The sequence below is a fragment of the Muricomes intestini genome (assembly GCF_004346165.1).
Classification (GTDB): Bacteria; Bacillota; Clostridia; order Lachnospirales; family Lachnospiraceae; genus Muricomes; species Muricomes intestini.
This window is the reverse complement of the sequence record NZ_SLZZ01000003.1, coordinates 72,402-94,198: the sequence shown is the minus strand read 5'-3', so window position 1 is coordinate 94,198 and position 21,797 is coordinate 72,402. Positions and strand designations below refer to the sequence as shown.

Annotated in this window: 23 protein-coding genes; 20 read left to right on the top strand and 3 right to left on the bottom strand. The window is 42.9% G+C overall.

Annotated elements, in window-relative coordinates:
* Positions 1–2 precede the first annotated feature (2 nt).
* The 12 genes from EDD59_RS03510 (at position 3) to EDD59_RS03455 (ending at position 8,310) form a co-directional block, all read left to right on the top strand.
* Positions 3–521 (top strand): GlcG/HbpS family heme-binding protein, encoded by a 519-nt coding sequence (locus EDD59_RS03510; RefSeq protein WP_132378955.1) that lies wholly within the window; start codon positions 3–5, stop codon positions 519–521.
* Positions 512–1,900, top strand: coding sequence for an aldehyde dehydrogenase family protein (locus tag EDD59_RS03505; protein WP_132378953.1), 1,389 nt, complete (start codon positions 512–514; stop codon positions 1,898–1,900). The genes EDD59_RS03510 and EDD59_RS03505 overlap by 10 nt, the downstream gene beginning before the upstream one ends.
* A 16-nt stretch (positions 1,901–1,916) precedes the next feature.
* Positions 1,917–3,128 (top strand): zinc-dependent alcohol dehydrogenase, encoded by a 1,212-nt coding sequence (locus tag EDD59_RS03500; RefSeq protein WP_132378951.1) that lies wholly within the window; start codon positions 1,917–1,919, stop codon positions 3,126–3,128.
* A 26-nt stretch (positions 3,129–3,154) separates the two neighbouring features.
* Positions 3,155–3,499, top strand: a complete 345-nt coding sequence (locus EDD59_RS03495; RefSeq protein ID WP_132378949.1) for a BMC domain-containing protein — start codon at positions 3,155–3,157, stop codon at positions 3,497–3,499.
* A gap of 12 nt (positions 3,500–3,511) precedes the next feature.
* Positions 3,512–3,787, top strand: a complete 276-nt coding sequence (locus EDD59_RS03490; RefSeq protein WP_009003872.1) for a BMC domain-containing protein — start codon at positions 3,512–3,514, stop codon at positions 3,785–3,787.
* A 30-nt stretch (positions 3,788–3,817) separates the two neighbouring features.
* On the top strand, positions 3,818–4,102 hold the full coding sequence (locus EDD59_RS03485) for a BMC domain-containing protein (protein WP_132378947.1): 285 nt from the start codon (positions 3,818–3,820) through the stop codon (positions 4,100–4,102).
* A gap of 179 nt (positions 4,103–4,281) precedes the next feature.
* Positions 4,282–4,560 carry a BMC domain-containing protein gene (locus tag EDD59_RS03480; RefSeq protein WP_132379137.1) on the top strand — a complete coding sequence of 93 codons (279 nt, stop codon included), beginning with the start codon at positions 4,282–4,284 and terminating at the stop codon, positions 4,558–4,560.
* Positions 4,561–4,653: 93 nt separating this feature from the next.
* Complete coding sequence (pduL, locus tag EDD59_RS03475) at positions 4,654–5,301, top strand: phosphate propanoyltransferase (protein ID WP_132378945.1); 648 nt, start codon at positions 4,654–4,656, stop codon at positions 5,299–5,301.
* A 32-nt stretch (positions 5,302–5,333) separates the two neighbouring features.
* Entirely contained in the window at positions 5,334–5,603 is a 270-nt protein-coding gene (locus EDD59_RS03470; protein ID WP_132378943.1) for a EutN/CcmL family microcompartment protein, read from the top strand.
* 4 nt (positions 5,604–5,607) lie between these two features.
* Positions 5,608–6,957: a 4Fe-4S dicluster domain-containing protein gene (locus tag EDD59_RS03465; protein ID WP_132379135.1), complete on the top strand. Its 1,350-nt coding sequence runs from the start codon at positions 5,608–5,610 to the stop codon at positions 6,955–6,957.
* Entirely contained in the window at positions 6,950–7,498 is a 549-nt protein-coding gene (locus EDD59_RS03460) for a BMC domain-containing protein (protein ID WP_132378941.1), read from the top strand. Before EDD59_RS03465 ends, EDD59_RS03460 begins: the two co-directional genes overlap by 8 nt.
* 47 nt (positions 7,499–7,545) lie before the next feature.
* Positions 7,546–8,310, top strand: coding sequence for a DeoR/GlpR family DNA-binding transcription regulator (locus EDD59_RS03455; RefSeq protein ID WP_132378939.1), 765 nt, complete (start codon positions 7,546–7,548; stop codon positions 8,308–8,310).
* A 579-nt stretch (positions 8,311–8,889) separates the two neighbouring features.
* On the opposite strand, the gene EDD59_RS03450 is transcribed toward EDD59_RS03455, so the two are convergent.
* Entirely contained in the window at positions 8,890–9,102 is a 213-nt protein-coding gene (locus EDD59_RS03450; protein ID WP_330571868.1) for a hypothetical protein, read from the bottom strand.
* 234 nt (positions 9,103–9,336) lie between these two features.
* Here EDD59_RS03450 and EDD59_RS03445 point away from each other — a divergent pair, with 234 nt between their 5' ends.
* The 3 genes from EDD59_RS03445 (at position 9,337) to EDD59_RS03435 (ending at position 12,614) form a co-directional block, all read left to right on the top strand.
* Complete coding sequence (locus tag EDD59_RS03445) at positions 9,337–9,945, top strand: type IV toxin-antitoxin system AbiEi family antitoxin domain-containing protein (protein ID WP_132378937.1); 609 nt, start codon at positions 9,337–9,339, stop codon at positions 9,943–9,945.
* A complete protein-coding gene (locus tag EDD59_RS03440) occupies positions 9,945–10,841 on the top strand; it encodes a nucleotidyl transferase AbiEii/AbiGii toxin family protein (protein WP_132378935.1) in 897 nt (298 codons plus the stop codon). The genes EDD59_RS03445 and EDD59_RS03440 overlap by 1 nt, the downstream gene beginning before the upstream one ends.
* 273 nt (positions 10,842–11,114) lie before the next feature.
* A complete protein-coding gene (locus tag EDD59_RS03435) occupies positions 11,115–12,614 on the top strand; it encodes an L-fucose/L-arabinose isomerase family protein (RefSeq protein WP_243117339.1) in 1,500 nt (499 codons plus the stop codon).
* Positions 12,615–12,682: 68 nt separating this feature from the next.
* Here EDD59_RS03435 and EDD59_RS03430 read toward each other — a convergent pair whose 3' ends face one another.
* Together EDD59_RS03430 and EDD59_RS03425 are read right to left on the bottom strand one after the other, a co-directional pair.
* Positions 12,683–14,713, bottom strand: a complete 2,031-nt coding sequence (locus EDD59_RS03430; protein ID WP_132378933.1) for a histidine kinase — start codon at positions 14,711–14,713, stop codon at positions 12,683–12,685.
* Positions 14,710–16,278 carry a response regulator transcription factor gene (locus tag EDD59_RS03425; RefSeq protein WP_132378931.1) on the bottom strand — a complete coding sequence of 523 codons (1,569 nt, stop codon included), beginning with the start codon at positions 16,276–16,278 and terminating at the stop codon, positions 14,710–14,712. The genes EDD59_RS03430 and EDD59_RS03425 overlap by 4 nt, the downstream gene beginning before the upstream one ends.
* Positions 16,279–16,600: 322 nt before the next feature.
* Here EDD59_RS03425 and EDD59_RS03420 point away from each other — a divergent pair, with 322 nt between their 5' ends.
* The 5 genes from EDD59_RS03420 to rhaM all read left to right on the top strand — a co-directional run bounded on the left by EDD59_RS03420 (position 16,601) and on the right by rhaM (position 21,701).
* Positions 16,601–18,091 carry a sugar ABC transporter ATP-binding protein gene (locus tag EDD59_RS03420; RefSeq protein WP_132378929.1) on the top strand — a complete coding sequence of 497 codons (1,491 nt, stop codon included), beginning with the start codon at positions 16,601–16,603 and terminating at the stop codon, positions 18,089–18,091.
* Between the two features lie 16 nt (positions 18,092–18,107).
* On the top strand, positions 18,108–19,100 hold the full coding sequence (locus EDD59_RS03415; RefSeq protein WP_132378927.1) for an ABC transporter permease: 993 nt from the start codon (positions 18,108–18,110) through the stop codon (positions 19,098–19,100).
* A gap of 2 nt (positions 19,101–19,102) precedes the next feature.
* Positions 19,103–20,113 (top strand): ABC transporter permease, encoded by a 1,011-nt coding sequence (locus EDD59_RS03410; protein WP_132378925.1) that lies wholly within the window; start codon positions 19,103–19,105, stop codon positions 20,111–20,113.
* 119 nt (positions 20,114–20,232) lie between these two features.
* On the top strand, positions 20,233–21,300 hold the full coding sequence (locus tag EDD59_RS03405; RefSeq protein WP_132378923.1) for a rhamnose ABC transporter substrate-binding protein: 1,068 nt from the start codon (positions 20,233–20,235) through the stop codon (positions 21,298–21,300).
* An 86-nt stretch (positions 21,301–21,386) separates the two neighbouring features.
* Positions 21,387–21,701, top strand: a complete 315-nt coding sequence (gene rhaM, locus EDD59_RS03400) for an L-rhamnose mutarotase (protein WP_132378921.1) — start codon at positions 21,387–21,389, stop codon at positions 21,699–21,701.
* Positions 21,702–21,797: the final 96 nt, after the last annotated feature.

Genomic DNA, 21,797 nt, shown 5'->3' with positions numbered 1-21,797 from the left:
CTATGAACGAACAGGATATTACAAGTGCTGTGAAAGCAGTATTGGATCAGATGAAAGAGGGTTCTCATCCGGAAAAAGGACACGTATGCAGATGCAGCGGGCAGAAGATGACACTGAAGACAGCCAATGCCCTGATTGAAAGAGTGAAAGAAAGGGCTTCCCAGTTGGGTGTGAATGTAGTAATTGCCGTTTCAGACCAGGCAGGAAGACCTGTAGCCGTTCAGTGTATGGATGAGGCCTACATAGCAAGCTTTGATATTGCAGTTAACAAAACCTTTACTTCGGCGAGTCTTAAGATGTCTACGGAAGCGTTGAGTCATTTAAGCCAGCCGGGTCAGCCTTTGTATGGAATTCAGTTTACTAACGGAGGAAAGATCGTGATATTCGGCGGCGGAGAACCGCTGGAAGCAGAAGGTAAAATAATTGGAGCATTAGGAGTGAGCGGCGGGTCAGCTGAAGAAGATACGGCCATTGCTGCTTACGGCAGAGAAGTTTTCAAGGAGGTATTGAAGTGTCTGTAAGTGAACAGATGGTTCAGGACATTGTGCAGGAGGTCATGGCAAAGATGCAGGTTGCATCCGAAGTGTCAGGAAGCCATGGCGTATTTTCCGACATGAATGACGCAATCGAAGCTGCCAAAAAGGCGCAGAAGATTGTGGGAAGAATGTCCATGGATCAAAGAGAGAACATAATTTCCAACATCAGGAAAAAGACAATGGAAAATGCCGAGATTCTTGCACGTATGGGTGTGCATGAAACAGGCATGGGAAATGTAGGGCATAAAATTTTAAAGCATCAGTTGGTTGCAGAAAAGACACCGGGAACGGAAGATATTACGACAACTGCATGGTCAGGAGACAGAGGACTAACTCTGATAGAGATGGGACCCTTTGGAGTGATCGGGGCCATCACACCATGTACAAATCCGAGTGAAACGATACTTTGCAATACAATCGGTATGCTGGCAGGCGGAAACACAGTTGTGTTCAACCCACATCCGGCAGCAATCAAGACATCTATACATGCAATCAATCTGTTAAACGAAGCTTCCTTAGAAGCAGGCGGCCCGGATAACATTGCATGCACTGTTGAGAAGCCAACGATGGAAACCAGCAACATTATGATGAAGCACAAAGATATTCCTCTGATTGCGGCAACCGGAGGTCCGGGTGTTGTAACAGCCGTTCTTTCATCAGGGAAGAGAGGCATCGGTGCAGGAGCAGGCAACCCGCCGGCACTTGTAGACGAGACGGCAGACATCCGTAAAGCGGCGGAGGACATTGTAAATGGCTGTACATTCGACAACAATCTACCTTGTATTGCTGAAAAGGAAGTTGTAGCTGTAACTTCTGTTGTGGATGAGTTAATGCATTATATGGTAAATGAACAGGGCTGCTATTTGGCATCAAAAGAAGAGCAGGACGCACTGACGGCGGTTGTTATGAAAGACGGCAGGCTGAACAGGCACTGTGTGGGGAGAGACGCAAAGACTCTCCTGGGAATGATTGGTGTAAGTGTACCGGACAACATCAGGTGCATTGTATTTGAAGGATCAAAGGAACACCCTTTGATTACAACGGAGTTGATGATGCCGATTCTGGGAATTGTCAGAGCCAAAGATTTTGACGATGCTATAGAGCAGGCTGTTTGGCTGGAGCACGGAAATAGGCACTCCGCGCATATTCATTCTAAAAATGTTGATAATATCACAAAGTATGCGAAAGCTATTGACACAGCAATTCTTGTAAAGAACGGTCCGTCTTATGCTGCGTTGGGATTTGGCGGCGAAGGGTACTGTACATTTACCATCGCCAGCAGAACAGGCGAGGGACTTACAAGTGCAAGCACATTTACGAAGAGAAGGCGCTGTGTAATGACTGATAGTTTGTGTATTCGTTAAGACAGGAGGAAGTAAAATGGAAATGAGCTCTGCAAATGTAGAAGCAGTTGTAAAACAGGTGTTGGAAAGCATGCTGGATAAGCAGGGGATTCTGGCGGAAGGTGCAGCCACAAAAAGCGTATCCATTCCTAAAACCGCACATGTAGCTATGCTGACTGGCTTGGAGCATTATGATATTAAGGAATATCCAATCCCGGAAGTGGGAGACGGAGATATTCTTGTAAAAGTTGAGGGATGTGGTATCTGTGGTACGGATGCCCATGAGTTTAAGAGAGATCCATTTGGTCTGATCCCCGTTGTTCTCGGACATGAGGGAACAGGCGAGATCGTAAAAATGGGCAAGAATGTAAAAAAAGACAGTGCAGGAAAAGATTTAAAAATCGGTGATAAGGTTGTTACTTGTATGATTTTCGGAGATGACCCGGAGATTACAATGTTCGATATGAACAAACAAAACGTAGGGGCTTCTGATGTATACGGCCTGCTGCCGGACGATGACATTCATCTGAACGGATGGTTTTCAGATTACATATTGATTCGTGAAGGTTCCACATGTTTTAATGTAAGTGACCTTGATCTGAAATCCAGAATTCTTATTGAGCCATGTGCGGTTCTCGTTCACGCAGTAGAGAGAGCAAAAACTACAGGCATTTTAAGATTCAACAGCAGAGTTGTTGTGCAGGGATGTGGACCAATAGGCTTGATTTGTATCGCAGTTTTGCGTACAATGGGTATTGAAAATATTGTTGCTGTAGACGGAGAAAAGAAGAGACTTGACTTCGCCAAGAAAATGGGAGCTGAAACTTCTGTAAACTTTAAGGATTACAAAGGAATCGAAGCGCTTGCAGAGGGTGTAAAGGAAGCATTCGGCGGACACCTTGCAGATTTTGCATTCCAGTGCACAGGTTCACCGGCAGCACATTCTAACATTTACAAATTCATCCGCAACGGCGGCGGACTTTGTGAATTAGGATTCTTCATCAACGGCGGGGATGCTACAATCAATCCACACTTTGACCTGTGTTCTAAGGAAATCACACTTGTTGGTTCATGGGTATATACTTTGAGAGATTATGCTACAACATTTGATTTCTTGAAGAGAGCAAAGGGCATCGGCCTTCCAATGGATGAACTCATCACTCATGAGTTTACACTGGACAGAATTAATGAGGCTCATCAGACCAACCTGAAAATGGAAGGGCTGAAAATCGCTATTGTTAACAAATAGCGGCAATCCCTAAAAGGAGAGTTGATATGGGAGAAGCAGTAGGGATGTTGGAGGTATTTGGACTTGCTACAGCATTTGCAGCGGCAGACGCCGGATGCAAAGCTGGAAATGTACATCTGGAGACCTTTGATAAGAATAAACCGGCAAATGCAGATGAGTTACCTGTACCGCTGATTGTAATGATTAAGTTTCGAGGAAGCGTATCCGATGTTCGGGCGGCATTAGACGCAGCGAAGAGGAAGGCAGAAGAACTGGCGGGAATTGTAGCTGAATACGAAATCGCAAGACCAACAGAGGATACAGAGAAAATGCTGAAGCTGAGCGGTTTAGATAAAGGAAAACCCAATAAAATATATGTAGAAGAAGTTTAGGAGGAAACTAAAATGGCACAACTGGCATTAGGAATGGTAGAAACAAGAGGACTTACAGCAGCAATTGAGGCTGCGGATGCAATGACAAAGGCAGCAGAGGTTACATTGGTAGGAACAGAGAAAATCGGTTCCGGACTTGTAACAGTAATGGTGCGTGGAGATGTTGGAGCAGTAAAGGCAGCAGTTGAGACAGGGGCTGACGCAGCAGGAAGACTTGGAGAATTAGTTGCAACACACGTAATCCCAAGACCACACAACGATGTAGAGAAGATTCTTCCTACAGTATAAAAGTTATTGATTTAGTAAAGGAGTAGTCTCATGGGCCAGGCGTATGGATTTTTTGAAATACCGAGTGTGACAGCCGCAATTGTTGCCGTCGATATTATGTGTAAGACAGCAGACGTGCAGCTTGTCACTTGGGAAAAAAGATTAGGTGGAAGACTTGTAACAATTATTATCCGCGGAGATGTATCTGCTGTAACGCAAGCCATTGACACTGCCACAGCAAACGGAATTAAGAAACCCGTAGCACAGGTGGTAATTGCGAGTCCCCATGAAGAGATTATCAAAATCATCAACAGCAGCGCAAACCGAGTAAGTTAGGAGGCAGTCAGATGGCAGAAGAAAAGAAACCGACCGGGGAAGAACAAGCTCCGGATACTTCAAAACCAGGGGCGGCAGCCAGAAAAAAAACTACAGCGAAAGCTCCGGCTAAGACCGCAGAGAGAGTAAAACAGGCGACAAAGCAGGCAGAAGATATTCAAATAAAGGAGGAAAAAAGAATGTCACAGGAAGCATTAGGAATGGTTGAAACAAGAGGATTAGTAGCGTCAATCGAAGCAGCAGATACAATGTTAAAGGCTGCAAATGTAGTATTGGTAGGAACAGAGAAGATTGGTTCCGGGCTTGTAACAGTAATGGTACGCGGAGATGTTGGAGCAGTAAAGTCAGCAGTTGAATCAGGAGCAGAGGCAGCTGGAAGACTTGGAGAATTAGTTGCGACACATGTAATTCCAAGACCACACAATGATGTAGAGAAGATTCTTCCGGTAATGAAATAAATAATCATTTAGTTTCAGCCAGAGATTTACGGCCCTGCGGTCCGCCTACGGGGGGATTGTGGGGCTTGTAAATACTTAAAGAGGAGAATTGATATGGATAACAGCAATGTAGCATTGATTACAAAGATGGTATTGGAAACCGTTGAGAAGCAAAAAAGTACTGAAAATATTGGATACATAGTACCTGTAGGCGTGTCTGCACGGCATGTTCATCTGACACAGGAACATGTGGAGGTTCTGTTTGGACCAGGATATCAGCTCACGAAGAAAAAAGAGCTGATGGGAGGCCAGTATGCTTCAAACGAGCTGGTTACCATTGTAGGTCTGAAACTCAGAGCTATAGAAAATGTCAGGATTCTGGGACCTGTAAGACGTAAATCCCAGGTAGAAATTTCGGCAACAGATGCAATCCGCCTTGGCGTGAAAGCACCGATTAGAGAATCGGGCAATACTGCAGGCTCCGCTGCTATAGCAGTGGTAGGGCCGAAAGGTGCGCTTTATTTGGACGAGGGCTGCATTATAGCAAAGAGGCATATTCACATGTCACCTAAGGATGCAATGGCTGCAGGTGTACACGATGGAGATACAGTATCTGTGAAAGCAGACAATGAAAGAGGTACTGTTTTCAATCATGTACAGATCCGGGTGGACGACAGTTTTACACTGGAGATGCATATTGACACAGATGAAGCCAACGCAGCCAAGATTGCAACAGGAGATACAGTAAGAATTATCAGATAAAATTTGGAAAGTAGTCGCAAGAGGAGGATGTTATGCTGATAGGAAAAGTAAAAGGAAGCGTGGTTTCAACACGCAAATGCGAAAACTTAGTCGGCAATAAGTTTATGATTATAGATGTTTTGGAGCATATGCAGACCGGAGCAAAACAACTCATTGCGATTGATAAGATTGGCGCAGGTATAGGTGAATATGTGCTGGTGGCACAGGGCAGTGCAGCCAGAATCGGCTCCGGAATGCCGGACGCACCTGTTGATGCGGCAATTATAGGAATTATTGACGATGGAACAGGACTGGAGCAGTAGAGCAATGGATATCAAAGAATTGAGCGGCCTGCTTCAGCAAAATGGTATTGTCGGAGCAGGCGGTGCCGGATTTCCCACTTATGCGAAGTTGGATGAGCGTGCCGAGACAATTATCTTAGACTGTGCAGAATGTGAACCGTTGCTGAAACTGCACAGGCAGCTGCTGGAGAAATATGCGCAGGAAATCATTGAGACCTTACACATGATAGGTCAGGTTGTGAATGCAAAAGAACTGATTATCGGTATAAAAAGAACCTACACCGGGGCAATTGATGCCTTAAATGAGGTAATCGAAGACTACCCGGAGGTAAGACTTGGCCTGCTGGATGAGGTCTACCCGGCAGGCGACGAAGTCGTATTGATTTATGAAGTGATTGGAAAGAGAGTCAGGCCCGGCGGTCTTCCCATTGAGAGCGGGGTCACCGTATTTAATGTTGAAACTGTATATAATGTATATAGAGCACTCAATGAGAACACACCGGTTATAGATAAGCTGGTATCGGTTACGGCAGAGGTAGAACATCCGGTAACAGTCAGAGTGCCTATTGGAACAACGATAGAAGAAACTGTAAAAAGAGCCGGCAGTGTGACAACAAAGAATCCGGTATATTTTATCGGCGGGCCGATGATGGGATTCATCGGCAGAGGTTCACAGCCGGTTACTAAAACAACAAATGCTGTTCTGGTACTTCCCAGGGAGCATTTCATTATTCAGAAAAATAAAGGAAACTCGTCCATAGACTTAAAACGTGCGGCAGCAAGCTGCTGTCAGTGCAGCATGTGTACAGATTTATGTCCGAGATACCTTTTGGGACACCCCATAGAGCCGCATTTGTTTATGAGAGCGGCAACCTGTAAAGACATACAGAAACCGGATATATTTATTGATACCATGTTTTGCTCTTCCTGTGGACTTTGCGAGCTTTATTCCTGCATGCAGGGATTATCTCCCAGATCATTAATGACAAAATACAAGGCAGGCTTAAAGGAAAGTGGTGTCAGACCTCCTCAAGGCATAGCCGCGAAACCCATAGGAATAGAAAGAGAATACCGTAAGGTTCCGATGCAGCGCCTGATGGCGAGACTGGATTTAACCCGTTATGACAAGGAAGCTCCCCTTGATGAGTCGGAGGTTCCTGTCAGGAAGGTAAAAATATTATTGAGCCAGCATATCGGGACGCCTGCCACCGCGGTCGTAAAACCGGGGGAGAAGGTATCAAAAGGGCAGATGATTGCTGAGCCTGGCAAAGGATTAAGCGTGGGAATCCATGCAAGTATTGACGGTACGGTCTGTACAGTGAATAAAAAATATATAACCATAGAAACAAAGGAAGGACGTGCAGGCAATGAGTAAGGCAATCGGAATGGTAGAATATAAAACTGTTTCAGCAGGTGTGGTAGCGGCAGATGCCATGGTAAAGACTTCTGATGTGACTATCATTGAAGCTCAGACAGTATGTCCGGGGAAATATATTGTAATCATTTCAGGAGATTTAAGTGCGGTAAATGCAGCGATTGCGGCATCAAGGACACAGTATGAGAAGCATTTGATCAACAGCTTTATCCTCGGAAATCCCCATGAGTCGATTTTCCCGGCTATTTATGGAACTTCAAAGATTGAGGATGTGTCTGCTCTTGGAATTGTGGAAACCTATGATGCGACGTCTATCATCGTGGCGGCAGATGAGGCTGCAAAGACAGCCATTGTCGATTTAATTGAAATCAGAATTTCTAGAGGCATGTGCGGTAAATCTTATCTGATGCTGACAGGTGAGGTTGCTGCGGTGGAGGCTGCAATTGAAAAGGCCAGGGCTGTTGTGTCTGCAGATGGAATGTATCTGGATTCTTCCATCATTGCGCATCCGGATCCGCAGATACGAGATGCTATCCTATAATCAGTTCAGCCACAGAATATAAAGCACGAAACCGGGGAGGCAGGAATATGCTTGCAATAGAGAGACGTAATGAAATATTAGAAAAGCTTCAGGCTGAACGGCGTGTGGTGGTGAGCGAGCTCAGTCAGATTTATGATGTTTCGGAGGAAACCATCCGCAGAGATTTGGAGAAACTTGTGAATGACGGCTATGCCATTAAAAGCTATGGCGGGGCTGTAATTAATGAAAATATAAACATAGATTTGCCATTTAATATCAGAAAGAACCGCAATGTGGTCGGAAAGCAGCGTATTGCAGAACTGATAAGCAGACAGGTGAACGATAGTGACAGCATTATGCTGGATGCTAGTTCAACAGCGGTATATACTGCAAAAGCACTAAAAGATAAGAAAAACCTGACGGTGATTACAAGTTCGGTGGAAATTATTATTGAGCTGTTTGATGTACCGGACTGGCGTGTTTTGTCAACCGGCGGTATATCCAGAGAGGGCTCTTTTGCTCTTGTGGGGGCACAGACAGATCGAATGCTTCGGACTTATCATGTAGACAAGACGATTATTTCCTGTAAAGGGCTTGATCTTGCGGCAGGTATTACAGATTCAGATGAACTCCAGGCTAATAACAAGAAAACTATGCTGGAGGCTGGAAAAGAAAAAATCCTGGCAGTGGACAGCAGCAAGTTTGGGAAAACTGCATTTACAACGGTTGGGATGCTGGAAGATATTACAACGATTGTCACTGACGAGAAGCCAGGTTATGAATGGCTTCAGAGATTTGAAGAGCTGGGGATAATGTGCATCTATCCAGAGTAAGAGATTGTTTCTGAATTTAAAACAAAAGCCGCTGCGGGGATATTGCGCAGCTATATAAAAACTTTATGATAAAAACGGATTCGTGCCATAAATCATGAATCCGTTTTTTTACTCTATAAGGGACAAGGTTTTACCAAGTATCCATAAAATTAACAGGAAAATAGACAATTATGTTGACACTAGACAGTACTAAATATACAATAACAATAAATACATATATTGATATCAACAAATATATTTATGTTGTTGCGGACTACAAAACGATATGCGGAGTCATAGTATTGCTGTTATCTGAAGGAGGCTAGAAGGAGGGGCGGTATGAAAAAAATTGGGGGCTAGACGAAGATAATCTGCCGATGGATGTGGGGTACTCCATATATCTCTCTCCAAAGGCCGGAGACCTTTTGGGATATCCTTTTCCGCGTATATATCTTTATAATGATTTACCGGAGACTTTGTATGCATCATCATTTTTAATTATGCGGAATGCTTCAACAACAGAAAAGTTATCTCCACATTTTTTAAGCTGTTCGTCAGCCCTTTCAAATCTGTCATCACCAGATACGATATAAGGTTTGGTTATTTCGGGTTACCATTCACATAAAGCAGCGTACCAACATTTCCGCTCTTATTTATCCCATGAAAGGAGTGATAATTGCCATCGGACATTTTGATACCGATGTAAAACCTATCTTCTTCTCTGATAACGGTATGTGTCCAAATTGCAAGGTCTATATCAAAATTAAATCCTACGATGGTATCATTTCGGTTATGAACAAATCTCGTACACATAATTAAATCCCCCTAATTCGTTCAATATTTCCAGACTGTATCGCTAAATCATTGTATATATTTAATTTGCTTTTTGTGGTCAAACATATTCAGCGTCTTCTATTTAACTACCCACTTCAACAATTCAAAAGCGTTCAGTTTACTATTATTGACTTTGAGTAAAAAAATGGATATAATATAGTAAAGTACCCTATTGATGATAAAAAATCAGATCAGTTAAATAGAGGTGAAAGAATGCTTCGAAAAAAAGACATTGAGATGTTGAGAAAGCTGTTTAGCCGGCACAATTATATTATGACTACCGCTGAACTGACAGCTTCAAAGCTATATTACGCAGATATAAAACTGCTTATGGATGAAGGTTTGATTGAAAGAGTAAAGCGAGGCTACTATCATTGGATTGAGGACTTTGGAGAAAGCGAAATTGTAATTATCAATCGTCTGTTCCCCGATGCAGTCCTTTGTATGGAAACAGCTCTTTTCTACTACAGATACAGCGACCGAAATCCTGCCGAGTGGAATTTTGCAATTGATAAAAATGTTTCAAAATTGCGTACTAAAATTGATTATCCATTTATTAAGGCGTACCGTGTTGAGCCTGCATTGGTTACACTAGGAGAAACCAGTGGAAAAATTGATTCTATTGATGTCCGTATTTATGACCGTGACCGTACCATTTGTGATGTGCTGCGAAATATGAATAAAATGGATAAAGAAATTTTTAATAAAGCAATACAGGGGTATGTAAAAGATCCGAAGAAAAACATCCCTAACCTAATGAAGTATGCAAAAGTGCTACGGGTGCAAAAGAGAGTTAAAGAATTGATTGGAGTGTGGCTGTAATGGCAGATAAGGCGGCTTCTGTTCTTGCGAAGCTCAGAAACAAAGCAAAGGCGTCTGGCATCAGTTATCAGCAGTGCTTACAGCTTTTTGTGCAGGAGGAATTTCTGCGTAAGCTTTCAAAATCTGGATATGAAGATAATCTCATTCTCAAAGGCGGGCTGTTTATTTACACCCTTACCAATTTTGAAAGCCGAGCTACGATTGATGTGGACTTTCTTCTTCGGGCAGCTTCCAATTCGATTGAAGATGTAAAGGTGCTTATAGGAAAGATTATCAATACGCCTACGGGTAATGATTACATTTCTATGACTGCGAAAGGTTTTGAGGAAATCTCACTGCAGAGAAAATATCACGGTATCAGTGTACAGATTATCGCTCAGATAAAAAATGTCCGTGTACCTTTTAATGTGGATATGGGTGTGGGCGATGTTATCGTGCCTTGTGCGGAGGAACGGCTAATTAACACACAGCTTCCCGACTTTGAAGCACCAATTATCAATACCTACTCACTTGAAAGCACTATCGCAGAGAAATTTGACGCAATACTGCAACGGTTTGAATTGACAGGTAGAATGAAGGATTTTTACGACATCTATTATCTGGCAAGGACTTTCGATTTTGACGGAACAAAATTGCAGACGGCAATTTTTGAAACCTTACAGCGGCGTGGCACGCCTTATGACAGAGATAGTTTCAAACGGATTGTTGCACTTGCCGAAGATGAAGATATGCAGAAGCGGTGGAAATATTTCTTGAAGAATATTAAAGATGATACGCTTGAGTTTACTGTTGTGATTGATGAAATTCAAACTTTCCTTGAGCCTGTGTTTGAGGCGATAGTAAATGAGGATGAATGGCAAAACAGTTGGTACACTACAGTAATACGCTGGAGGTGAGGATATATGTTATCATTTATTGAAGTTAAATAAACCTCATATAGTTTTTGCTGCTCATTCATAATACCACCACAATATTCTGCTATTTTTAAGCAATTTGCTTGGATGCAATTCTTATATTACAAGATTATAATGATACCAGGGTCAAAAGGTCATGCGTTTCATGCTTGCATGAAAAAGCATGACCTTTTGACCCCAACATCATTATAATGTGTCTGTAAACATATAGGAACCGTTATAAAAATTTAGTAGGTGTATACGGAGGTTATAGTTGTGTATGAGAGAAAAGATTTAAAGAAACCCAGGATCGGAATTTATTCTATGGGGCTGAAAACGTACTGGGCGCAGTTTCCAGGACTCAAAGAAAGACTGATAGAATACGGCGAATTTATAGCCGGAAGAGTGGAAGCATTTGGTGCAGAAGTATATTATTACGGGTTGGTTGATTGTGAACAGGAAGGTAAAAAGGCAGGTGAATATTTTAATGAAATCCATGCAGATTTAATTCTGGCACATTCTGCCACTTATGTGACAAGCGCATCCATTTTGCCGATTCACCAGATTTGCAGTGCTCCTTCTGTTGTATTGAATCTTCAGCCCACAGCGAGGATAAATTATCAGAAGACAACTACAGGGGAATGGCTTGCACACTGTGGTGCCTGCCCGGTACCGGAGCTGTCGAATGCGTTCAACCGTGCAGGAATAAAATTCCGTGTGGTGAATGGACTTTTGGGGCTTAACCACACACCTGAAATCTCCATGACAGATGAGATAACCGCGGAGCGTCCGGAAGCCAGACGTGCATGGAAAAAGATAGAGGAGTGGATACTTGCTGCAAAAGTAAAGTGTAATCTGCAGGGTGCAAGATTTGGATTCCTAGGAAACACATACAGCGGTATGCTAGATATGTACAGTGATTTTACTATGTTCCAGGCTCAGACAGGTGCTCATCTGCAGATTCTGGAAATGTGCGATTTAGACAGGCATCTGCAGAGCGTAACAGGACAGGAAATTACAGAGAAGAGGAAAGAAATTAAGGAATTCTTTATCATCAGCGAGGATGCAGCGGCAGATCCCCTTGCACAGAAGCCTGCTGACGCGCAGCTGGAGTGGTCAGCCAAGGTTGCGGTGGCACAGGAAAAACTGGTAAAGGAATTTGATCTGGATGCATTGACATACTATTACCACGGAGCCCCGGGAAACTATTATGAAGATATACAAGGCGGCTTCATTGTGGGACATTCTCTTCTGACGGCAAAAGGGATTCCCTGTGCCGGGGAGGGGGATTTGAAAACCTGTTTGGCGATGAAAATATGTGATATTCTGGGATTAGGCGGAAGCTTCTGTGAGATTGTAACAGTGGATTATGATGACAATACAATCCTCCTCGGTCATGACGGGCCGTTCCATCTTGAGATTGCAAAAGGAAAGCCGATTTTACGAGGAATGGGTCTGTATCACGGCAAGCAGGGGACAGGTGTGTCTGTTGAGGCAAAAGTGCGTACGGGGGCGATTACCAATCTGGGATGTACACAGACCATAGACGGAAGGCTGAAGTTTATTATATCGGAGGCTGAATCTACAGACGGAGAGATTATGACAATCGGTAATACACAGACGCCGGTCAGATTTAAGAAGGATCCGGATTTCTATATGGATGAGTGGTTTGCAGAATCACCGACACACCACTTTGCCATGAGTATCGGGCATCAGGGATCATTATATGAAAAAGTGGCAGATTTATTGGAGGTACAGTCGGTTACGTTGGGGTAAGCCGGTGGGAAAACAATTTGCAAAAGGAAGAGGACACCAGGCGATAATGCTGTGATGACCTCTGCTTTCTAAAGTACATGGCGCCTGTATTCTTCGGGAGAGTAGCCAAAGTGCTCTTTAAACTCTGTGAAGAACTGCTGCAGATCCTTATAACCACATTCCTCTGCAATTTCATAAAGGTTAATTTCAGGGCGGGACAAGAGATTCAGTGCCTGGACCAGGTGGCTTTCTCTCAGTGAATTCTCCGCATCATTCTCCTTTGCAGTCTTGTCGGTATATTTGGAGGGGGTGGAGGCAGGAAGACGGATTTCTACCTCTGTGCCTCTGCCGGGTACACTGTTGTACGTAAGCCCGTATTGTAGGCCGTACATGAGCTGAAGCCTCCGGTGTGTATTGTAAATTCCAATATTGGAGCCGGAAACGGAGGATGTACCCCGACCATTTAGCATATCTTCTATTTTCTCTCTGGACATCCCTATTCCGTCGTCAGAAATTAATATGACAACTGTATTCTCCTCCAGCCATCCGGTGAGGACAATTGTTCCTTGCTTGGATTCCTTTTCCAGAATGCCGTGAAGAATACAGTTTTCAATCACCGGCTGGAAAGTCAGCTTCGGAATGGCATGTTCCATCAAGTAATCGGGGACATCGATTAAGAAATCTATTTTGTCATGGAAACGCATATTCTGCAGCTGTACATAAATTGACACATGTTCTATTTCATTGGCGATGGTGCTCAGACTCTTTTTCCTGCTCAAAGTGAGCTTATAAAAGCGCGACAGTTTCTGGATGGCGGAAGTTACTTCTTGAGACCGCCCCTGCTGGGACAGCCAGTTAATCATATCCATTGTATTATACAAAAAGTGAGGGTTAATCTGAGACTGCAATGAATTAAACTCAGCTATACGCAGATCCTCCGCAGATTTTGCCTGCTCTTCCATCAGCTGATTGATGACCCGGGTCATATAATTGTAAGTAGAGATCAAATCTCCGATTTCATCCTGTGTATCTGGTGCCGGAAGTGCTACGGGTGGACCGGTTCTGGCCTTTGCCATCTGATTAATGACTGCCGACAATTGCTTGGTGATGGAACTGGACAACAATGTGGCAATCAAAAAGGCGACGACAATACATGCAATGTATACAAAAATAAAGGCAATTGTGATTTCTATACTTTTGTTAATAATAGGCTGGGATGGCATAGCAACAACCATATACCAGTCTGTGTTCTTAATATTATAAAAACCAGCATATACATCTTCTCCCAGTACATTTTTTAATATGAAGTTATTGGAGGACCTGAAATATTCCTGGATTTCATCATAACTAAAATGATAAGTACCGGACAGGGCAGAATCTGTGGTAGCAACAAGGTTGTCCCGGGCATTAACCATATAAGCCACGCTGCTCCCGGATGCCATATTATCTTTTAAAAGAGCATTAAAATGCTCCTGGGAAAAGTAAATTGCAAGAAAACAAGGAACGTGTTCACCATTGTACAGCATGCTGGATTTTGTGAGATATGCCATATCACCATTATGCTTAATTTCATAGGAACTAAGATAAAATGGGGGACAGAACATTTTGGTTAAAGTGGGATCGCCTTTAAAAATTCCGTACCAGTAAGTTCCGTATGCCTGCTTTATGGGCAGAAGTGTATCAGAGACAGGATACTCAGAAAAAGCAGGGTCATCTTGCGGAACATCCATGTATATCTTTACATCTGTCACCAGGCTCCCATCTGTGACGCGCTCTACTTTTTTCTGAAAATCATCTGCACTCCGGGAAGCGGCCAGAAAACTTAAGGGTTCCGTTCTGTCCGCACTGAGAGTCAGCTTATAGAAATCCTGACCGGTAATTTGGGTTTGGACATTCAAAATCTGGGAAATGGTGTCTTCAATTAATGGGACAGTCTGTGCAGATGCACCTTGCTCTGTGCGGATACTATCTGCAACGATCATGTCATAAAGCTTTGTAGAGAAGAAGGCTGCCAGAACAATCATGGGAATTGTCGCAATTACGAGATGGGTAATAGTAAGTTTGGTCTGAAGCTTCAGGCTTTTGTAGAACCGGTCTATGGATTGGAATGTAGTTTTCATTTTAATATTTTCTCCCTGTATTTTGACGGAGATAATCCCGTAAACTTTTTGAAACTCTTACTGAAATAGTTTCCATTGCTGTAGCCTACCTTTGATGAAATGTCTGCAATCTGATAGCGGCCGTCCGAAAGCAGCTGCATGGCTTTTTCCATTCGGTATTCTGTCAGATATTGATTCAGAGTACTTCCGGTTTGATTTTTAAAATATGTGCACATGTAGGATGCGGAAAGAAATACATGATCGCTGATTTCTTTAATAGATAGAGTATCCTTTGCATAGTTCTTGCTGATATAATCTTTAATCAAAAATATGGTGGTATCTTCCGGTACGTAGGAATCAATACTCTGGAAGAACTGCTCTGTCCTGGAGACAAGCATCTGATGAAGCTCCTGATAGGTAAAGCAGCTTTCCAGGTGTTCCATAATACTCTCTTGCGTGTTGTTTTCTCCGGGCTCCCAGTTTAGCTTTAACTTTACACGGCTATCACTGATACTCATGAAAAGTTTATAATAAAGATCTTTTATCTGATTGGGAAACAGTGTACAATTTTGGAAATAAGTGGAGTATAGATTCTGCAGTATGGCTGTGCAGGAACCCCGGTCTCCCGCAAGCAGCGCATCTGTGAAGGCAGGGGCGGCATCATCTGCAGCTTCCCTGACATCGGTGCCTGCAGGGGGAGTCTTTATATCAGCCGCATAAAGAATGGCTCCAGGTTCAAAAAAGAAGCTGCTCTGCAATGTCACTACAGCAGTTGTATAAGAGTGATAAACTTTTCCGACACCTGTCACTGTTTCACCTCGGCCGACAAAAAAATCCCCGAAGGTATGAAACTGTTTTTCCAAATATTGCTCAATGGCGCTAAGAGCAGTCGAAGATGGAGCGCAGCTTCCCATAATGTGAAACACATGGTAGATTGCGTGAAGCTGAATGTAAAATACCTGAAGGTGATAATGTGTGAGAAAATCAGAAAAATCATTGCGGAGATTATTGAGTAGAGAATTGTCAGGTTCATTTGTCCTCAGCTTTACAATATATGTTGTGAAGCTGCTTCCAGATGTTAGGCCGAGGGAAAGCTCGTCAGCCAGTTGTGTAACTTTCTCAACATTTTCCTTATAAGGCTTAGTGAAAAGGAGGGCCAGATGAGAGGTCTTTTCCATAGAGTAAAGATTTTCACTCAGCCGTGTACGTATTTTCTGCTGATGTCTTTCTTTTGCCTCCAGAACTGCTTCTTTGATTTCCTGTGGATCCAACGGTTTTTCCACATAATTTATAGCTTTTAGCTTAATAGCTGCTTTTAAATATTCCTTGTCTGAATAACCGCTCATAAATATCACACTGGTATCGGGCAGAAATTCTTCCAGCCGCTCTACCATCTGAATTCCATCCATACGCGGCATACGGACATCGCATAGTATGATGTCGGGTTTTTGTGAGTGGGCGATGTCAAGAGCATGTATTCCGTCATCAGCCTGGAAAATCTGTGTAATGCCCAGAGATTCCCAGTCCAGAGAGGCAATAAGACCTTCCCGTGTCAATTCCTCATCATCCGCAATTAATAATTTCATAATACAAAATTCTCCTTCTATGCAGCCTTTTAGTTATCTTTATTCGTAACTATTCAGGAGGCCAAGCTCGATTCTGCGCTGCTTCATCTCGCTTCGGCTAAGCGCCGAATAGAAATATCCACAAATACCCCTCAGCGAACGAGCTCGCTGAGGGTCATTTGTGAACATTTCTGCCCTCCTTGATAGTTACTTATATTCTAACAAAATTCACATAAAAATCAACACAAAAATAATTTACCCAGAATCAAAATATTTTGCTGTTTCATAAAAATTTCATAATTGTTACACTTATTAAAGAAAGGAAAGTAAGGAGGAAAACACGGTGTCTGAATATGTTTTGGAATTAAAAGGTATTACGAAGATATTTCCTGGTGTAAAAGCATTGGACAATGTGCATTTCCAGCTCAAGAAAGGTGAGGTCCATGCACTGATGGGTGAGAACGGAGCGGGGAAATCCACTTTTATAAAAGTAATAACCGGCGTACATAAAGCAGAGGAAGGCGAGATGTTTCTGGATGGAAACAAAGTAACCTTTAAAGGTCCCAGGGACGCACAGGCAGCAGGGATTGCCGCTGTTTATCAGCATCCTACATCGTACCCGGATCTAACAGTGGCAGAGAATATTTTTATGGGACATGAGATTATAAAAAGCGGTATGATTCAGTGGAAGAAAATGAATGAAGAAGCTGCGAAATTACTGTCTCAGCTGGATGCAGACTTTAAGTCTACGGATGAGATGGGGACCTTAAGTGTTGCACAGCAGCAGATGGTTGAAATTGCAAAAGCACTTTCTACAAATGCTCAGATTATTATTCTGGATGAGCCCACAGCATCACTGACAAACAGTGAATCTGAAAAATTGTACAGGATTGTTGATAAACTCAGGGAAAACGGTGTTTCTGTTATATTTATTTCTCATCGTTTTGAGGATATGTACCGTTTGGCAAGCAGAGTTACTGTATTGCGTGATTCAAAGTATATAGGGACTTATGATGTGAATGAAATTACGAATACAGACTTGATTAAGGCTATGGTAGGCCGCGAGATCAGCGATTTATTTCCGAAGCCGGAGGTTCAGCTTGGGCCGGAGGTGTTGAGAGTTGAGGGACTTTCTAGAGTCGGATATTTTAAGGATATTTCTTTCAGTGTCCGGGCAGGAGAGATTGTAGGGCTTACCGGTCTGGTTGGTGCAGGACGTACTGAAGTGGTCGAGAGTATTTGTGGAATTACGAAACCAGATGAAGGCAAGGTGTTTCTGGAAGGAAAAGCACTGCATATTAAAAACCCGTCAGATGCCATGAAGCATGGAATCATTCTTTTGCCGGAAGACAGACAGAAGGATGGACTGATTATGAGCTGGGGACTTGGCAGAAATGTAACACTGCCAACAATGGGCAAGTATGCGAAAAAAGGCTTTAATGATGAAAAGAAAGAAAGGGAGGTAGCAAAAAAACTCCTGGAGGATGTAGATACAAAAGCTATCACTATTTTTGATCCGGCATCTTCACTTTCCGGAGGTAATCAGCAGAAGGTGATAGTTGCCAAAGCCCTGGGACAGAAAATGAAGGTTGTCATCATGGATGAACCTACGAAGGGTGTCGATGTCGGAGCAAAGGCTGAGATATATCAGATCATGGGAGACCTTGCAAAGCAGGGCTATGCGATTGTCCTGATATCCTCAGAAATGCCGGAGATCCTTGGCATGAGTGATAGAGTTGTGGCAATGTGCAACGGCAAAGTAACCGGTGAACTCAACCGTGACGAAGCAACTCAGGAGAGAATTCTTGAGATGTCGATGGAAAAATCAAAGTAAGGAGGAAATGGGAAAGATGAAAGAAAAGAAATCTATCTGGAAAACAATTACCGGTTCCCGTGAAGCAAGCCTGTTGATTGTCCTGATCATCCTTTGCGTGGTTATTTCGTTTAGAAGTCCTTCATTTTTGACTTTGAAGTCTATTTCAGATATGTTGAAGAATAATGCAGTGATTATGATTATGACACTTGGTATGCTGGGAGTACTGCTGATTGGCGGAATTGATATTTCTGTTGCTTCCACGCTTGCCTTTTCAGGCATGACAGTCGGGATGCTGCTTAAATATCAAAAGGTTGAAAATACATTTTTACTGTTCTTGATTGCGATAGGAATCGGTGCGGCATGCGGACTGATTATCGGTCTTGTAATTGCAAAGGGGAAGGTACTTCCTATTATTGCCACCATGGGCTTTATGTACATATACAGAGGTATGGCATATATGATAGGAAATAGTCAGTGGGCAAGTGCCGAGAACCTTGGAAATTTCAAAAACTTTGCTCTCGGAAAGGTTCTTGGGATTAACAACGTAGTATTGATTATGATTATCTGCTATATCATTTTCTTTGTGGTGATGAAGTGGACAAAGACTGGACGAAAAATATACGCTGTGGGAAGTAACCGTGAGGCAGCCTCCATTTCCGGTATCAATACTTCCAACGTAGAGCTTATGGTATACACTGTAATGGGAACTTTGGCAGGACTATGCGGAGCCCTGGCAGTTGCGGTTTATTCTTCTGCACAGCCGAACATGCTGTACGGAAAAGAGATGGATGTTATTGCCGCATGTGTAATTGGCGGTGTCAGCATGACAGGCGGACGTGGAAGCGTCGTCGGGGCATTTTTGGGCTCCCTGATTCTGGCAATTATTGCAAAAGCACTGCCCCTCGTAGGAATTGACGCTATTGCACAGAATACTGTAAAAGGTGTTATCATATTAGTTGTAGTTATTCTGAATGTTATAACACAGCGTGTAATGGACAAGAATAATCTTAAAGGAAGGGAGATGTAATCATGGCAGGAAAATCAGGAAGAACGATTGTCAATGTACCCGACAAGTCATGGAAGAAGACTTTGCTCTGCTGGGAAAGTATGTTGGTCGTAGTCTTTATCCTAATCAATATTTTTTGTGCAAGTATCTCCTCAAGTTATCAGTTCTCCAGCGTTTTGAGAGAAATGCCAAAATATCTGACAGAGATGTTTTTGCTGTTTCCGATGGCATATATCCTGATACTTGGTGAAATTGATATTTCAGTAGGCGCTATTGTATGTCTGTCAGCTACTATGACATGCATGGCCAGCAATAAGGAGTGGCCGTTTATAGTAGTGGTTCTTGTATCATTGTTGGTTGGTACAATCTGTGGATTTGTTAACGGACTGATTCTTACAAAGTTTACAGAGCTGCCCCCTATGATTGTAACTCTGGGTACCCAGATTGTTTTCAGAGGTATTGCGGAGATTTCGCTGGGAAGCGGCGGATCGGTTTCCCTGAGCAATACAGAAGGTTTTCGTATGATTGCAGGCAAGGTTGGCACAATACCATATATTCTATTTGTCGTAGCAATATTTGCTGTTATTTTTACTGTAGTGCTGAGTAAAACTACATTTGGAAGAAGCGTCTATGCCATAGGCTCTAATAGCCGGGCTGCTTATTATTCAGGGATCCATGTGCAGAGGATACGTCTGATTATTTACACAGCAATGGGATTCATGGCAGGGCTCGCTGCATTATTCCTTACATCAGTACTTTACGGAGCAAATACTACCACAGGAAATGGTTTTGAAATGGATGCAATCGCAATGGCGGTATTTGGCGGAATTTCTACGGCAGGCGGAAAAGGAAAGCTTCAGGGCGGTATTATTTCCGGTCTTATCATTATCTGTCTGAGAATCGGTCTTGGACAAATTAACATGAATCCGCAGCTGATTCTTATTATATTGGGTGCGCTCCTGATTTTGGCGGTACTTCTGCCAAACATCGGCGGGGAAGTGAAATTAAAGAAAAAGACGGCAGCGGCAAAATAATTCATTCCCGCGGGCAACGAGCCCGCAGCTTGCTGCAGGGTATTTGACTTAAAGTGATACAAAGCGCCAAAAAGGCGTTTCGTATAAAACAAATTCCAAAAAGGGAGGAAAAAGAAAGCATGAAGAAAAAAGTTTTAAGCGTACTGTTATGCGTGGCAATGGCAGCGACTTTGGCTGTTGGCTGCGGAGGAAAAGATTCCGGAAGTTCAGACTCAGATTCAAAATCAAGTGACACATCCAAAGACTCCGGAAAGAAAACTTATGCCATCGTAACAAAATCAGCAGGAAATCCTTTTAATGAGAAAGAGGCAGAAGGTTTCCAGAAAGTAATTGAGGCAGAAGGCGGAGAGTGTATCGTAAAACATCCTGAGGCTGCAACAGCGGATGCACAGGTATCTGTCATTCAGTCACTGATTTCTCAGGGAGTTGATTCAATAGCAATCGCAGCAAATGACGAAAATGCTCTGCAGGCATCACTGGAAGAAGCTATGGATGCAGGTATTAAAGTATCCTGTCTGGACTCCAAAACAAATACTGACAGCCGTCAGACATTTGTAAATCAGGCTGGTACTAAAGAAATTGGTCAAGTTTTGATGGATGCTGTTTTAGATATTACAGGCGGAGAAGGCCAGTGGGCAATCCTTTCTGCTACTTCTCAGGCAACAAACCAGAATGCATGGATTGATGCTATGAAAGAAGTTATGAAAGATGACAAGTATTCTAAACTGGAACTTGTAGAGGTTGCTTACGGTGATGACGAGCCACAGAAATCTACAGATCAGACACAGGCTTTGTTATCAAAATACCCAGATCTGAAAGTTATCTGTGCTCCTACAACAGTAGGTATCAATGCAGCAGCTAAAGTTCTTCAGGATGAGAAATCTTCTGTAAAACTGACAGGACTTGGCCTCCCTTCAGAGATGGCAGAGTACATCGGCGACGATGATGCTCACTCCTGCCCGTATATGTTCCTGTGGAATCCAAGCGATCTTGGAAGCCTCAGCGCTTACACATCAATCGCACTTGTTGACGGAACAATTACAGGAAAGGCTGGAGACAAGTTTACTGCCGGAGACATGGGTGACTATGAAATAGTAGATGCGGATGATGGCGGTACAGAAATCATCTTAGGCGATCCTTTCAAATTCGATCCCTCTAACATTGACGAGTGGAAAGACGTATATTAAAATGATACCAGGGTCAAAAAGTCATGCGTTTCATGCTTGCATGAAAAAGCACGGCTTTGAGATCCGTAGATATCATGGAGGTAGAAATGATCAGAAAAAGTTTTAAAATGAAGCTTTATCCGGGAATGGAGGAGGAATATGCTAAGAGGCATAATGCCCTCTGGCCGGAGATGAAAGATATGATTCATGAGTACGGAGGCTCTAACTATTCTATATTCTTCGACAGAGAAACAAATATTCTCTATGGCTACATTGAACTGGAGGATGAAGGAAAGTGGGCAAAAAGCGCTGATACAGAAATTAATCGTAAATGGTGGGATTATATGGCAGACATTATGGAGACAAACCCCGATAACAGTCCGGTATCCATAGATCTTGTGCCTGTATTTCATCTGGATTAAAAGAAAATCCTATATCATGCTTATATTAGAATGACACATATCAGTGCAAAAAATGCACACAAAATAAACGGAGAACCTTTTTGTGGGGAAAGGTTT